This window comes from Marinobacter arenosus, assembly GCF_019264345.1.
GTDB lineage: Bacteria > Pseudomonadota > Gammaproteobacteria > Pseudomonadales > Oleiphilaceae > Marinobacter > Marinobacter arenosus.
In genome coordinates, this window is sequence record NZ_JAHVAO010000002.1 from 19,217 (window position 1) to 34,331 (window position 15,115).

General features: G+C 60.3%; 13 protein-coding genes. 12 read left to right on the top strand and 1 reads right to left on the bottom strand.

The features are described 5' to 3' along the window. The first annotated feature begins 2 nt into the window (after positions 1–2). The 12 genes from KXD86_RS14465 (at position 3) to lpxC (ending at position 14,482) form a co-directional block, all read left to right on the top strand. Positions 3–1,487, top strand: coding sequence for a UDP-N-acetylmuramoyl-L-alanyl-D-glutamate--2,6-diaminopimelate ligase (locus KXD86_RS14465; RefSeq protein ID WP_218636866.1), 1,485 nt, complete (start codon positions 3–5; stop codon positions 1,485–1,487). Next, positions 1,484–2,875, top strand: a complete 1,392-nt coding sequence (locus KXD86_RS14470; RefSeq protein ID WP_218636867.1) for a UDP-N-acetylmuramoyl-tripeptide--D-alanyl-D-alanine ligase — start codon at positions 1,484–1,486, stop codon at positions 2,873–2,875. The genes KXD86_RS14465 and KXD86_RS14470 overlap by 4 nt, the downstream gene beginning before the upstream one ends. Beyond that, positions 2,860–3,945, top strand: a complete 1,086-nt coding sequence (gene mraY, locus KXD86_RS14475) for a phospho-N-acetylmuramoyl-pentapeptide-transferase (protein WP_218636868.1) — start codon at positions 2,860–2,862, stop codon at positions 3,943–3,945. Before KXD86_RS14470 ends, mraY begins: the two co-directional genes overlap by 16 nt. 15 nt (positions 3,946–3,960) lie before the next feature. Further along, on the top strand, positions 3,961–5,301 hold the full coding sequence (gene murD, locus KXD86_RS14480; protein WP_218636869.1) for a UDP-N-acetylmuramoyl-L-alanine--D-glutamate ligase: 1,341 nt from the start codon (positions 3,961–3,963) through the stop codon (positions 5,299–5,301). A 17-nt stretch (positions 5,302–5,318) separates the two neighbouring features. Next, entirely contained in the window at positions 5,319–6,500 is a 1,182-nt protein-coding gene (ftsW, locus tag KXD86_RS14485; protein ID WP_376770981.1) for a putative lipid II flippase FtsW, read from the top strand. Then, complete coding sequence (gene murG, locus KXD86_RS14490; protein WP_218636871.1) at positions 6,493–7,578, top strand: undecaprenyldiphospho-muramoylpentapeptide beta-N-acetylglucosaminyltransferase; 1,086 nt, start codon at positions 6,493–6,495, stop codon at positions 7,576–7,578. The genes ftsW and murG overlap by 8 nt, the downstream gene beginning before the upstream one ends. Continuing rightward, positions 7,571–9,016, top strand: coding sequence for a UDP-N-acetylmuramate--L-alanine ligase (murC, locus tag KXD86_RS14495; protein ID WP_218636872.1), 1,446 nt, complete (start codon positions 7,571–7,573; stop codon positions 9,014–9,016). The genes murG and murC overlap by 8 nt, the downstream gene beginning before the upstream one ends. 1 nt (position 9,017) lies before the next feature. Further along, complete coding sequence (locus KXD86_RS14500) at positions 9,018–9,983, top strand: D-alanine--D-alanine ligase (protein ID WP_218637171.1); 966 nt, start codon at positions 9,018–9,020, stop codon at positions 9,981–9,983. Next, complete coding sequence (locus KXD86_RS14505; protein ID WP_218636873.1) at positions 9,976–10,815, top strand: cell division protein FtsQ/DivIB; 840 nt, start codon at positions 9,976–9,978, stop codon at positions 10,813–10,815. Before KXD86_RS14500 ends, KXD86_RS14505 begins: the two co-directional genes overlap by 8 nt. Before the next feature lie 35 nt (positions 10,816–10,850). Next, positions 10,851–12,086, top strand: coding sequence for a cell division protein FtsA (gene ftsA / locus KXD86_RS14510; RefSeq protein WP_218636874.1), 1,236 nt, complete (start codon positions 10,851–10,853; stop codon positions 12,084–12,086). Positions 12,087–12,183: 97 nt separating this feature from the next. Further along, a complete protein-coding gene (gene ftsZ, locus KXD86_RS14515; protein ID WP_218636875.1) occupies positions 12,184–13,341 on the top strand; it encodes a cell division protein FtsZ in 1,158 nt (385 codons plus the stop codon). A gap of 223 nt (positions 13,342–13,564) precedes the next feature. Further along, positions 13,565–14,482 (top strand): UDP-3-O-acyl-N-acetylglucosamine deacetylase, encoded by a 918-nt coding sequence (gene lpxC / locus KXD86_RS14520; protein WP_127330694.1) that lies wholly within the window; start codon positions 13,565–13,567, stop codon positions 14,480–14,482. 11 nt (positions 14,483–14,493) lie between these two features. On the opposite strand, the gene KXD86_RS14525 is transcribed toward lpxC, so the two are convergent. Beyond that, positions 14,494–14,940, bottom strand: coding sequence for a DUF721 domain-containing protein (locus KXD86_RS14525; RefSeq protein WP_218636876.1), 447 nt, complete (start codon positions 14,938–14,940; stop codon positions 14,494–14,496). Between the last annotated feature and the right edge of the window lie 175 nt (positions 14,941–15,115).

The following is a 15,115-nucleotide window of genomic DNA, read 5'->3' on the forward strand; positions in this document are numbered from 1 at the left end:
CTATGTGCATCACATCTCTCAGCACGTTGTTGCAAGGAATTGTAGCGGTGCCGTCGGTATTCGACGTCACCATTCACGGACTCAAGACGGACAGTCGCGATGTCAGGGCGGGCGATGCCTTTGTTGCCCTGGCCGGTGCTCGAACGCCCGCGGATCATTACCTCGAGGACGCCATTGCTGCGGGCGCCACGGTGGTGCTGCTGGAATCCGAGGCAGCGGGCGAATGCTCCGAGCACCAGGGCGCTTTGCTGGTGCCGGTCGTCGGTCTTCGGACACTCTTGGGCAAGATCGCTGATCGATTCTTCGAGCATCCATCCCAGCGGCTGCGAGTGATCGGTGTGACGGGAACCAACGGCAAAACCTCGGTGACCCAGTATGTCGCACAATTGCTCAAGGAAACCGGCACACCCTGTGGTGTCCTGGGAACCCTGGGTTACGGCATGCCCGGAGCGCTGCAGCCGGCCACCCACACCACGCCGGATGTTGTCCAGGTCAACCGGGTGCTGTCGCGCATTCTGGCCCAGGGTGGCCGTGCTGCCGTTATGGAGGTGTCCTCCCACGCCCTCGATCAGGGCCGGGTAGATGACCTGACCATCATGGGTGGCATTTTCACCAACCTTACCCGGGATCACCTCGACTACCACGGTTCCATGGAGGCTTACGGTGAGGCCAAGGCCCGTCTGTTCGACCGGGAAGAGTTGCACTTCTCCGTGATCAATTTCGATGATCCATTCGGCCGGCAACTGTATGACCAGCTTGAAGGCCAGTGCGATCGGGTCCGTTTCAGTTTGCACGAAGCCCAGACCGAGCTTTGGCTAAAATCCTTCACCCCTACCGACGATGGTTTCCAGGCCAGTGTGGACGGTCAGTGGGGCGCCTTCGATATCGCGGTTCCGCTGATGGGGAGCTTCAACGCCAGCAACGTTCTGGCGTCGATGGCCATGGTGCTGACCCTGGGGGTCCCGGTTGAACGCGTACAGCAGGCGGTCAGCAAGTTGACGCCACCTCCGGGTCGGCTCGAAAAATTCAGCAGCGCCGAAGGTGTCCGGGTGATTGTGGATTACGCCCATACCCCCGATGCCTTGTCTAATGCGCTGGCGGCCCTGCGGCCGCATGTTGCGGGACGACTGATCTGCGTTTTCGGGTGTGGCGGCGACCGGGACAGCGGCAAGCGCCCGGAAATGGCACGGGAGGCCGAGAAAGTGGCCGATGTCATTATCGTCACTGATGACAATCCCCGCAGCGAGGATCCGGCGGCAATCGCAGCCGAAATCGTGGCCGGCTTCTCGCAGCCGGACCGGGCCTCGGTGATTCATGATCGGGCAGATGCGATTCGTTCCGCCATCCAGATGGCGTCGGCCGATGATCTCGTTCTGGTAGCTGGCAAGGGTCACGAGGCCTATCAGGAAGTGGCCGGACAGAAGATTCCTTTCAGTGACGCGGAGCAGGTGCGTCATGGCCTGAACCTGAATGGGGGTGTGGCATGATGCGCGCATTCTCCCTGGCCGATGCCCTGCGGTGGACTGGCGCGACCAGCGACGCTCCGGGGCTGGACGACCTGAATTTCTTCGGTGTTTCCACCGATACGCGGTCGCTCGGACAAGGCCAAGTGTTTGTTGCACTGCGCGGTGACAATTTCGACGGCCACCGATTTCTGCAAAAGGCGAAGGACTGCGGCGCGGTGGCGGCCGTGGTTGATACCAAAGATGCGACTGTTGATCTGCCCCAACTTGTGGTCGATGACACGGTTAATGCCCTGGCCCGGTTGGCGGCGGGCAACCGGAACGAAAGCGACGCCCGGTTCGTCGCCGTCACCGGCAGCAGCGGCAAGACGACCGTTCGGGAAATGACAGCGGCAATCCTCGCCCGAATGGGCCCGACTCTGGCCACCCAGGGCAACCTGAACAACCACATTGGCGTGCCATTGACCTTGTTCGGGCTTATGCCTGAGCACCGCTATGGCGCTATTGAGCTTGGAGCCAGCGGCCTGGGAGAAATCGCGCACACCGTAGCGATCACTCGGCCTGAGGTGGTCATCCTGACCAACGCCGGTTCCGCCCACCTCGAAGGCTTTGGCAGTTACGAGAATATCGTCCAGGCCAAGGGCGAGATCATTGATGGCGTTGCCGACAATGGCCTGGTCGTACTGAACCGGGACGACCCGGCGTTTGAGCAATGGCAGGCCCGCGCGGGACACCGTTCTGTCGTCAGCGTCAGTCGTCTGGGGCATCCCGATGCGGACTATCGCTCAGAGACAATGGCATCGGATGCGCCGGGCCAGCGCTTCCGGGTAGACGGCCCGGATGGTTGGACCAGCAGCATTCGCCTTGGCCTGGAGGGCGAGCACAACCAGACCAATGCCATGCTCGCGATCGCCGCAGCCCGGCGGGTGGGCGCTGACGATAACGCGATAACGGAGGGGCTGGCCGAGCTGGCGCCCGTAAAGGGACGGTTGCAGAGCCTGGAGCTTGCGCCAGGGCTCACCGTGATTGATGACAGCTACAACGCCAACCCGGCCTCCATGAAGGCCGCGCTCAGCGTGTTGGCCAAACGCGGCGGGGAAAAAGTCGCTGTGTTTGGCGCTATGGCAGAACTTGGTCCGGAGGCACTGGCCCTGCACCGGGAAGTTGGTGAGTTCGCACGGGCCCAGAATATCGACCGTTTGCTCACCGTCGGGCCGGGCTGCGAGGGTTACGCCGATGGTTTTGGTGGCGGAGCCGAATCGTTTCAGACCCACGATGAAGCCGTTGAGGTCATCGTTAGAGCTCGCCAATCGCCGATGACGGTCCTGGTAAAAGGTTCTCGCAGTTCTGCCATGGATCGCGTGGTGGAGGGATTAAAAGAAAAGGTGAATAACTCATGCTGCTCTGGCTGACAGAGGTTCTATCACAATATTTCACGGCTCTGACCGTGTTCCAGTATCTGACCTTGCGCGGGATACTGGGCACGCTCACGGCCTTGCTGATCTCCCTGATCATTGGGCCGGTGATGATCCGCAAGCTGAGTCAGTACCAGATCGGTCAGGCCGTTCGGGATGACGGCCCGCAGACGCACCTGAGCAAGGCCGGTACGCCAACCATGGGCGGCGCCCTGATTCTGGTGGCGATTGGCATCAGCACCCTGCTCTGGGGCGATCTTACCAACCGCTACGTGTGGGTTACCTTGCTGGTTACCCTGTTGTTCGGGGCCGTCGGCTGGGTCGACGATTACCGCAAGGTGGTTGAGCGCAATCCGCGGGGGTTGCCGGGGCGATGGAAATACTTCTGGCAGTCGGTGATTGGTGCCGGTGCCGCCATTGCGCTCTTTTTCAGCTCGTCATTGCCGCAGGAAACGTCGCTGTACGTGCCGTTCGTCAAGCAGGTGTCGCTGACCCTCGGGCCGGTGATCTTCATCCTGCTCAGCTACTTCGTGATTGTTGGCAGCAGTAACGCCGTCAACCTGACCGATGGCCTGGATGGTCTGGCGATCATGCCGACAGTGATGGTGGCGGGAGCGCTCGGTATTTTTGCGTACGTCTCCGGCCACTCGCAGTTTTCCAACTATCTTCTGATTCCCCATTTGCCTGGGACCGGCGAGCTGATCGTGTTCTGCGGCGCCATTGTCGGAGCGGGGCTGGGTTTCCTTTGGTTTAACACCTACCCGGCGCAGGTATTCATGGGCGATGTGGGCGCGTTGGCACTGGGTGCCGCCCTTGGGGTTGTCGCCGTCATCGTTCGTCAGGAAATCGTGTTGTTCATCATGGGCGGTGTGTTCGTGATGGAGACGGTCTCGGTGATTCTGCAGGTCGCCTCGTACCGGTTGACGGGACGCCGTATCTTCCGGATGGCACCACTGCATCACCATTTTGAGTTGAAGGGCTGGCCGGAGCCGCGCGTCATTGTGCGGTTCTGGGTGGTAACGGTTGTTCTGGTTCTGATTGGCCTCGCCAGTCTGAAGATACGATAAGGGTACGCATCGATTATGAGCGTCATTGTTTCGGATCGTCGCACATTGATTGTAGGGCTCGGTAAAACCGGGCTCTCCTGCGTGCGCTATCTATCCGAGCAAGGCCGGGACATTGCCGTTGCGGACAGTCGCGAAACACCGCCGGGACTGGATGAATTGCGGGCTGGCTGGCCGGATGTGCCTGTCCATCTTGGCGCCTTTGATGCGGAACTGTTCTCAGGTTTCAACGAGCTGGTGGTGAGCCCGGGAATCAGCACCGAAGAACCGGCCATTGCCCAGGCAAGCAGGAACGGCGCGCGGATCCGCGGCGATATCGACCTGTTTGCCGAGGCCGCAGACGCTCCCATCGTGGCCATTACCGGCTCCAACGGCAAGACCACGGTAACCACGTTGGTTGGAGAGATGGCCAGGGCCGCCGGTCGACAAGTGGAAGTCGGCGGTAATATTGGTACGCCGGCGCTCGAGCTCCTCGGGCGGGGAGCCGACCTTTACGTGCTGGAACTGTCGAGTTTTCAGCTGGAAACCACCGAGGAACTCAATGCCCTCGCGGCTACCGTCCTGAACGTCAGTGACGATCACATGGATCGTTACCCGAACAAAATGGCGTACTTCCAGGCCAAGCAGAGGATATTCCGGGGCTGCAAGAACGCTGTGGTCAATCTGGATGATGCCCTCAGCACTCCCATGGCCCGGGATAACCTCCGGTTTATCTGTTTCGGTTTTCACCGGGTGAATCCGGACACCTTCAGTACCCGCGATGACGACCAGGGCACCTGGATCACCTTCGGTTTTGACAACCTGCTGCTGGCCAGTGAGCTACACCTGATGGGCCAGCACAACATCAGCAATGTGATGGCGGCTTTGGGACTCGGGTACGCGGCTGATTTGCCCATGGACGTCATGCTCGATGTGGCTCGCCGGTTCCGGGGTCTGCCTCACCGATGCGAGTTCATCCGGCAGGTGGGCGGTGTTGATTACATCAACGATTCCAAAGGCACCAACGTTGGCGCTTCGGTGGCTGCCATTGAAAGCCTCGCGCCACAGGATGGCAAGGTTGTGCTCATTGCCGGAGGCGATGGCAAAGGCGCCGACTTTGCGCCGCTGCAAGCGCCGGCGTTGTTGCACTGTCGAGCACTGGTACTGATTGGACGGGATGCTGGACAAATCGCCGAGGCCATAGGCACCGGCGTCGAAAGCCACATTGCCCACTCGCTGGCGGACGCAGTCGACATCGCCGCCGGGCTGGCACAGGAGGGTGACCGGGTACTGCTGTCGCCCGCGTGCGCCAGCTTCGACATGTTCCGGGACTACGGTGACCGCGGTGACCAGTTCCGCACGCTGGTGGAGGCCTTGTGATGCAGACAGGAATCGCAATGCCAAATCGAAACCAGTGGCTGGGCGAGCTTCAGCCGTTGCCCATGCTTGTCATCAGTGCCGTCGCCTTGCTGGTGATGGGGGTGGTGATGATTTCGTCGGCGTCCATGGACATGGCGGCCGAAACCATGGGCAATAGCTACCACTACGTGATTCGTCAGCTGCTCTTCGCCGCGATGGGCTGCGTGCTGGCCCTCATTGCCGTCAACGTGCCGATCTCATGGTGGGAGCGAAGCGGCTGGCTCTTGCTGGGCATCGGTCTTGTGGTTCTGGTGCTGGTCTTGACGCCACTGGGTCGTACCGTCAACGGCTCCACTCGCTGGATCCCGTTCGGACTGTTCAACGTCCAGGTATCCGAGGTGGCCAAGCTTTGCTTGATCGCCTATCTCGCGGGCTACGTCGTTCGCCGCAGGGAGGAGTTGCTGAATACCTGGAGCGGATTCCTCAAGCCATTGGTCGTGCTTGGCGTGGCGTCGGTTTTGCTGGTGATTCAGCCCGACTTCGGGGCCACCGTGGTTCTGGTGTCGGCTGCCGCCGGCATGATTTTCCTGAGCGGGGTCCGGCTCAGCCGGTTCGTGCCGCTGATCGTGACCCTCGTGGTGCTCGGGGCGCTGCTGGTCCTGACCCAGCCGTACCGCCTCAAGCGCGTGGTGAGTTATCTCGATCCCTGGAAAGATCAGTTCGACAGCGGCTACCAGTTGACCCAGTCCCTGATCGCGTTCGGTCGCGGAGACTGGGGCGGGGTTGGCCTCGGCAACTCGATTCAGAAGCTGTTTTATCTGCCGGAGGCGCATACCGATTTCATTTTCGCCATCATCGCCGAAGAGTTCGGCTTGTTGGGGTCACTGATTGTCCTGGCGCTGTTCACCCTGCTGGTGGTCTCCGGCTTTGTCATCGCCCGCCGGGCCGAGAAGGCGGATATGCCGTTCGGAGCATGTTTCTCCTACGGCATTACCCTGCTGATCGGACTGCAGGCAACCATCAACATCGCCGTCAGTACCGGCATGCTGCCGACCAAGGGGCTGACGTTGCCGCTGGTCAGCTACGGTGGCTCCAGCCTGATGATCATGTGCATCTGTATCGGTGTCCTGGCTCGGGTCGAGATGGAACGCCTGGATCAGGTTCGGCTCGGGCAGGAGAAAACCGGACGAGGAAAGCGGGGAGGTGCGGTTTATGACTGACCAGCGTCGCTTCCTGATGATGGCCGGTGGCACCGGAGGGCACGTTTTCCCGGCGCTGGCAACCGCGCGCGCGCTCGAAGAGAAGGGGCACCAGGTCTACTGGCTAGGGGCCAGCGGTGGCATGGAACAGCGCCTCATTGGTGACACCGATATCCCGCTGTCACTGATCCACATCTCGGGTCTGAGAGGCAAGGGCAAGCTGGCTCTGCTGCTCGCACCTTTCCGGCTGATGCGGGCCCTGGGTGAGGCATTCACGATCATGCGCCGGATTCGCCCGGATTGCGTGGTCGGTATGGGCGGCTTCGTGACCGGTCCTGGGGGCGTGGCGGCCTGGTTGACCCGGACGCCGTTGGTGATTCACGAGCAGAACGCGGTCGCCGGACTGACCAACCGCCTGCTGGTGCGGTTTGCCGAGACCGTACTGGAGGCGTTTCCGGCGAGCTTTGGTACCGACGTGGTCACCCGGTGCACCGGCAACCCGGTTCGGCAGGATCTGGCGGCCTTGCCAGCCCCGGACCAGCGCCTGGCCAATCGAGACGGTGTCCTGCGCGTGCTGGTGGTCGGTGGAAGTCTCGGCGCGCAGGTGTTCAACCAGCAGGTGCCCGAAGCCCTGGCGAAGCTGCCGGAGAACGAGCGGCCCGTTGTGCGCCACCAATGCGGCGAGAAACATCTCGATGCGGCCCGGGCGGCTTACGAGTCGAACGGGGTGGAGGCGGATGTCGAGCCCTTTATCAAGAACATGGCTGAGGCCTACGAGTGGGCTGATGTGGTCCTGTGCCGGGCCGGTGCCCTGACCATCTCGGAGCTCTGTGCCGCGGGAGTCGGGGCGATCCTGGTGCCTTTCCCCCACGCAGTGGACGACCACCAGACCAAGAATGGCCAGCAGATGGTGAACGTGGGTGCGGCGATATTGATTCCGCAGAACCGGCTGACACCGGAAGGACTGGCAGAGACCTTGGGCGACCTGAGCAGAGATCGGACCCGGATAACAAACATGGCGAAGGCCGCACGTACGCTGGCCCGCCCGGATGCAACGGAGAGAGTCGTGAATTACTGTCTGGAGGCCGCCAATGGCTGATGCAACGAATCCGCCGCTGGTCTATCAGGTGCCGGAAATGCGCCGGATTCGCCATATCCACTTTGTGGGTATCGGCGGCGCCGGCATGAGTGGCATTGCCGAGGTGCTGAAGAACCAGGGCTACGATGTCTCCGGTTCGGACATCAAGGAGGGGGCAGTCACGGCGAGACTCAAGGCCATGGGCGTGGAAGTGCACATCGGTCATGGTCCCGAGAACAGCGCCAAGGCGGACGTGGTTGTGGTGTCCTCGGCGGTGGCGGATGACAACCCTGAGGTGGTCTCAGCGCGCGGTCGCAGAGTGCCGATTGTTCCTCGCGCGGAAATGCTTGCAGAGATCATGCGTTACCGGCATGGCATTGCGGTGGCGGGTACCCACGGCAAGACCACAACCACGAGCCTGATCGCGTCGGTGCTTGGTGAGGCCGGTCTCGACCCCACCTTTGTGATTGGGGGCAAGCTGAACAGTGCGGGCACGAATGCCCAGCTTGGTAATTCTCGTTACCTCGTTGCTGAAGCGGACGAGAGTGATGCGTCGTTCCTGCACCTGACGCCGGTCATTTCCGTGGTGACCAACATCGAAGCGGACCACATGGATACCTACGGCGGAGACGTCGAAAAGCTGAAACAGACGTTCGTCGACTTTCTTCACAACCTCCCGTTCTACGGTGTCGCGGTCATGTGTGTCGACGACGACTACGTCCGGGAAATCATCCCGCGAATTTCCCGCGCCATCATTACCTACGGTATCGACAACCCCGAGGCCGACTACCGAGCCGAAGACATCGAATCGGATGGCCTGCGGACCCGTTTCGTGGTCAAGCGCCCAGGCGGCCGGAGTGATCTGGCGGTGGAACTCAAAATGCCGGGGCGTCATAACGTGCTGAATGCACTTGCGGCCATTGCGGTAGCGACTGATGAAGGTGTTGCCGATGACGCCATCTGCAAGGGGCTGGCGAGTTTCGCCGGCGTTGGCCGTCGGTTCCAGGTCTACGGCGACTATCAGACACCCAAGGGCAACATCACACTGGTTGATGACTATGGTCACCATCCGACCGAGGTGGAAGCGGTGATCCGCGCCGCCCACGATGCGTGGCCGGGACGTCGGCTGGTGATGCTTTATCAGCCGCACCGTTACAGCCGTACACGGGATCTGTATGAGGATTTCGTCCGGGTTCTGTCTGAGGTGGACGGACTGCTACTGATGGAAGTGTATTCCGCGGGTGAGCCCGCCATCCCCGGAGCGGATGGCCGTGCGCTCTGTCGGAGCATCCGGCAGCGGGGCAAGGTTGAGCCCATGTTTGTCGAGGACAACAACGAAATTGAGAGCCTGCTGGCGAACGTACTTCAGGACGGCGACCTGCTGATGACACAGGGCGCCGGGGATATTGGTGGTGTAGCGGCGAGATTGGCCGCAGCAGGAGTGATTTCCAGTGAGTGATATGCAGCATCCCGAACCACAGGCCTACCAGGCGCCGCCGGAACTTGTCCGGGCGCTCGGCCGTGTTGCGGTGTTTATGGGGGGCGATTCCGCTGAACGCGAAGTGTCCCTGAAAAGCGGTAAGGCCGTGCTGGCGTCACTGGTGTCCGCCGGTGTCGATGCCTTTGCGGTCGACGTTCGCGGCTGTCTGCTGAAGACCGTCGAGAACCCGGATTTTGACCGTGTCTTTATTGCCCTGCATGGTCGCGGCGGTGAGGACGGCACGTTACAGGCCATCCTGGCGCAGGCCGGTATCCCCTATACCGGCAGCGAAGTGCTGGCGTCGGCCCTGGCGATGGACAAACTGCGCACCAAATACGTGTTCGAAGGGTGCGGCCTGCCGACGCCGCGGTTCCGCACCATGGGCTCGGTGGACGAGGCCGCGCAGATTGTCTCGGAATTGAGACCGCCTCTGAGCGTGAAGCCCTCCCGGGAAGGATCGAGCATCGGCATCCGCAAGGTCAGCAACGCCGAAGAACTGGCAGCGGCGTACAAGGAAGCGGAAGCGCTGGATACCCTGGTGCTGGTCGAGGAGTGGATCGAAGGCCCGGAGTTTACCGTCAGCCTGCTTCAGGATCAGGCCCTGCCAGCCATCGGGTTGAGCACCGATCACGTGTTCTACGACTACGACGCCAAGTACCTCGCGGACGATACCCGCTATCGAATCCCCTGCGGACTGGCGCCAGAAGACGAGCTTCGTCTTCAGCAGCTGGCGCTGGACGCCTTCCGGGTTGTTGGCTGCCGGACGTGGGGGCGGGTGGACGTCATGCAGGACAACGACGGCCAGTTCTGGTTGCTGGAAGTGAATACCGTGCCGGGGATGACCGACCACAGTCTGGTACCCATGGCCGCGAAAGCCGCGGGTATCAGCTTCGAAGAGCTGGTGGTCCGCATTCTGCGGGACACCCTGGAGGACGCCGATGCTTGAGACACTGCTGATCCGGAGTCGGGCGGTACCGTCCGAACCCTCGCGGCGCCGGGGGGCAACCACCCTCGGTCCCGAGCGGGACCGGTTTGGTGTGTTGAAAGCGGTACTCGCCGCGGTGCCCTGGCTACAGGTGGGCATGGGCGCGGTCATCGTGTTGCTGGCGGCGCTGGTGCCCTGGGGGACCAGCAAGGTTCTCGGCGCCATGGACCAGCAGTTCATGGCGGTGGATGTGAATGGTGATTTCATTGGCGACAGCCGGGTGGCGATTGAACGGGCGGCAGGTAACTGGATTGGAAAGAGCTACTTCGCCACGGACCTGTCGGAGATCAAGACCAGCCTCGAGCAGAGACCCTGGGTTGAGTCCGCCGCCGTGCGCCGGGTGTGGCCCGATCGCCTGGTCATCGACATCCGGGAGAAAAAGCCACTGGCCTACTGGACCGACGGGCGACTGGTGAGCCGTACCGGTGAGCTGTTCGCGCCACCCAATCCGCAGGTCGCGGGTCGGCTGCCAAAGCTGGCCGGTCCGGATGAGCGGGTGCGTGACGTTATCAAAATGGCCCAGGGCATGAGCGAACAACTGGTCGGCCACGGCCTGAATTTTGCGGGACTGTCGCTGGAACAGCGCGGTGCCTGGACCCTGCAACTGGCAAACGGCATCGAAGTGGTGCTCGGTCGGGACCAGGTGGAGCAGAGGTTCGAACGGTTTATCACAGTGTACGAAACCCGGCTGGCGTCACGGTCGGATGAAGTCAGTCGGGTGGATGCCCGTTACACCAATGGTGTGGCGGTGCAGTGGAAAGCGGCGGAAGCCGCCTCCGGCCCGAAATCATAGTAACGGTTAATTCAGACCACGGTTTGGTGAGATACATGTCATCGGTTGAAACGGAAAACATGATTGTCGGCCTCGATATCGGAACCTCGAAGGTGGTTGCGATTGTCGGCAAGCGCAAGATGGACGGCACCATTGAGGTGGTGGGCATCGGCTCGCACCCCTCGCGGGGGCTGAAGCGAGGTGTCGTGGTCAATATCGAGACCACGGTCCAGGCTATCCAGCGCGCGGTGGAAGAGGCTGAGCTGATGGCGGGCTGCCGCATTCATTCGGTGTATGCGGGCATCGCCGGCAGCCACATCAAGAGTCTGAACTCCCATGGCATCGTGGCGATTCGTGACCGTGAAGTGACCCAGGCGGATATCGACCGGGTAATTGATGCTGCTCAGGCGGTGGCGATTCCGGCAGACCAGAAAATCCTGCACATCCTGCCGCAGGAATTCGTGATCGATAGCCAGGAAGGCATCAAGGAACCGATGGGCATGTCCGGTGTGCGCCTCGAGGCGAAGGTGCATCTGGTGACCTGCGCGGTGAATGCCGCACAGAACATCGAGAAATGCGTCAAGCGCTGTGGCCTGGATGTGGACGACATCATTCTGGAGCAACTGGCCTCCAGCCACGCCATCCTGACCGAGGACGAAAAAGAACTGGGCGTCTGCGTCGTGGATATTGGTGGCGGCACCACTGACATCGCCGTCTTCACCGGCGGCGCTATCCGCCACACCGCGGTAATTCCCATTGCCGGTGACCAGGTCACCAACGACATTGCCATGGCCCTGCGCACACCCACGCAGAACGCCGAGGAAATCAAGATCAAGTATGCCTGCGCGCTGACCCAACTGGCGGGCGCCGATGAAACCATCAAGGTTCCGAGTGTCGGCGACCGGGCACCGCGGGATCTGTCTCGCCAGGCCCTGGCGGAGGTGGTGGAGCCTCGCTATGAGGAGCTGTTCACCCTGGTCCAGTCTGAGCTTCGGCGCTCCGGGTTCGAGGACCTGATTCCCGCAGGCATCGTGATTACAGGCGGTTCCTCCACCATGGAAGGCGTGGTGGAACTGGCTGAAGAAATCTTCCACATGCCGGTAAGGCTGGCCTGTCCGCAGGCGGTTTCCGGTATGACGGAAGTGGTCAACAACCCGATCTACGCCACGGGCGTGGGGTTGTTGATCCATGGTTTCCGCCAGATGGATCTTGGGCGGACGCCAGTGCTCAAGGGTGAAGACGCACCCACGCTGTTTGAGCGAATGAAGGCCTGGTTTACCGGTCATTTCTGACGGTGCCGGGTGAGCAGTTAACGAAGGTATCTCGAAAACACAATCTCGAAATAACAGCCTGGAAAGGCTGAAAAAACAGCACGAAGGAGTAGGGGAAATGTTTGAACTCGTCGATAATGTCCAGCAAAACGCTGTCATTAAGGTCGTCGGTGTAGGCGGCGGTGGCGGTAATGCCGTACGTCACATGCTTAACAGCGACATCGAGGGTGTGGAATTCATCTGCGCCAACACCGATGCCCAGGCACTGACTGATATGGATGCCCGGCAAATCATTCAGCTGGGTGGCAATATCACCAAAGGGCTGGGAGCAGGTGCAAACCCGGAAGTGGGGCGTCAGTCCGCTCTGGAAGACCGGGATCGCATTGCCGAGTCCCTGAAGGGCGCTGACATGGTGTTCATCACCGCCGGCATGGGTGGTGGTACCGGCACCGGCGCCGCGCCTGTGGTGGCGGAAGTGGCCCGCGAGCTTGGCATCCTGACCGTTGCGGTTGTGACCAAGCCGTTCATGTTTGAAGGTGGCAAGCGCATGAGTGTCGCCGAGGCCGGCCTGAAGGAGCTGGAGGAAAGCGTTGACTCGCTGATCACCATCCCGAACGAGAAGCTGCTGGCGGTCATGGGCAAGAAAACCAGCCTGCTGGACGCCTTTGCCTCGGCCAACGACGTGCTGCTTGGGGCGGTTCAGGGGATTGCTGACCTGATCACCCGAAACGGCATGATCAACGTCGACTTTGCCGACGTAAAAACGGTTATGTCCGAGATGGGTATGGCGATGATGGGCACCGCCCGCGCCACCGGCGAAAACCGGGCCCGGGAAGCTGCCGAAGCTGCAGTACGCAGTCCGCTTCTCGAGGATATCAACCTGCAGGGCGCCAAGGGCATTCTGGTCAACATCACGGCTGGCATGGACCTCAACCTGGGCGAGTTCTCCGAGGTTGGTGACATTGTGCGCGAATTCGCATCCGATTCCGCCACCGTCGTCGTTGGTACGGTGATCGATCCGGAGATGACCGACGAGCTTAAGGTAACCGTGGTTGCCACTGGCCTGGGTGGAGATCGCGAAAAGCCGACCAAGGTGGTGGACAACACCCGGACCCTGGACGGTAAGACCGATTACAACCAGCTCGACCGTCCGGCTGTTCTGCGTCGTCGTGCCGTTTCTCACGGTAACGTTGCGATTGATCAGAGCAAAGAGAGCGAAGAGCAGGGAGTCGACTATCTCGATATTCCCGCATTCCTCCGTCGGCAAGCTGATTGATAATCTGTTGCAATTGTGATCCGGTTTAGGGGTTTGCTCCAGAGTAGGAAAAAAATAATGAACCATTGATCCGGAAAAAACGTGCACTGTTTACCGAACGTTGGCTTATTGTAAATTTGACGCAAAGCCAAGCTGGTTAAATGGTACTCAGTATTACTTTCTGATATTCTCCGGGCAGATTTTTGCTCAGAATATCGACATTTTGTGACGGAATAATGAACCGATGATCAGACAACGGACACTAAAAAACACTATCCGTGCAACGGGTGTGGGGCTGCATTCGGGCGAGAAGGTTTACCTGACGCTGAAGCCTGCGCCGGTTGACTCGGGAATCATCTTCCGGAGGACCGATCTGGACCCAATGGTCGAGATTCGTGCCTGCGCGGAAAATGTGGGTGAGACCATGCTGTCCACGACGCTGGTAAAAGACGGTGTCCGTGTGGCAACAGTAGAACATCTGCTGTCAGCCATGGCTGGTCTCGGTATCGACAACTGCTTTGTGGAACTCAGTGCTGCTGAGGTGCCGATCATGGATGGTTCTGCGGGGCCGTTTGTGTTTCTGCTCCAGTCTGCCGGCATCGCCGAGCAGGAAGCTGCCAAGCGTTTCATTCGCATCAAGCGCGAAGTGACCATTGAAGAGGGTGACAAGAAAGCCACCTTCCTGCCGTTCGAGGGCTTCAAGGTCAGCTTCGGCATCGATTTCGACCATCCGGTCTTCAAGGGCCGTGCCCAGACCGCCACTGTCGACTTTTCCAGCACGTCCTTTGTCAAGGAAGTGAGTCGCGCCCGGACTTTCGGGTTCATGCGTGATATTGAAAAGCTTCGGGCGATGAATCTGGCGCTGGGTGGTAGCGTGGATAACGCCATTGTGGTCGACGACTACAAGATTCTTAACGAAGACGGTCTTCGTTACGATGACGAGTTCGTCAAGCACAAGGTCCTGGACGCCATCGGTGACCTTTACCTGCTGGGCAACAGCCTGATTGGTGAGTTCCGTGGTATCAAGTCCGGTCACGACCTGAACAATAAGCTGCTCCGCAAGCTCAGGGCAGAAGAGGATGCATGGGAAGTGGTTACGTTTGACGACGAAGCCACAGCACCCATCTCCTACATGAAACCTGTGCTGGCGGCCCAGGCTTAAGGCGGGAGGCCTTAATCCCGGACGTGGCTTGCGAGTTTTTCGAGAACCTCGCGTAGTTTTTTATCCTTCGTGTGCCCGGCTTCCTCTTTGAGGAGCCGGGCATTTTCTTTGCTGAGCGGCGCTTTTTTGAACGCCGGCTTCTCACGATAGCGGGGCGGGGTCACTTTGACCTTCAGCTTCCAGACGTACCGAAACAGTTCGTGTTCCCGAACCTTTTCCATGATTTCGTGCTGGCGAAAACGGATCTGGCTGGCCTTGCCCGCGGTTTCTGTGGACAGTACGAGCTCACCTTCATGGCAACTGACAAAGCGGGTTCCGGCCGCAAGAGTTGGTGGTACGGCGGAGAGCACCTGTTCCTCCGCCTGGCGATGCAGTTCGGCTTTGGCGACAAGATCCTTCAATGCCGGCGTGCCACCGAGTTTGTCGAAGCTCAATTTCTGTTCACTTTTTCGCTTCATTGACGACCGTTCACTCGACGAATTCGATTACGATTGGTTACACTTCGGCACGGTTTGTGCGTAGTGCCTGTATTAGACTCGTTTTACATTGTGGAAACTCAGTATGTCTACCCGGGCGCTGCGACTTTTTTAGTACGTAGTTGTTGTCATGGACGGCAAGCCCACTCGGAAATTT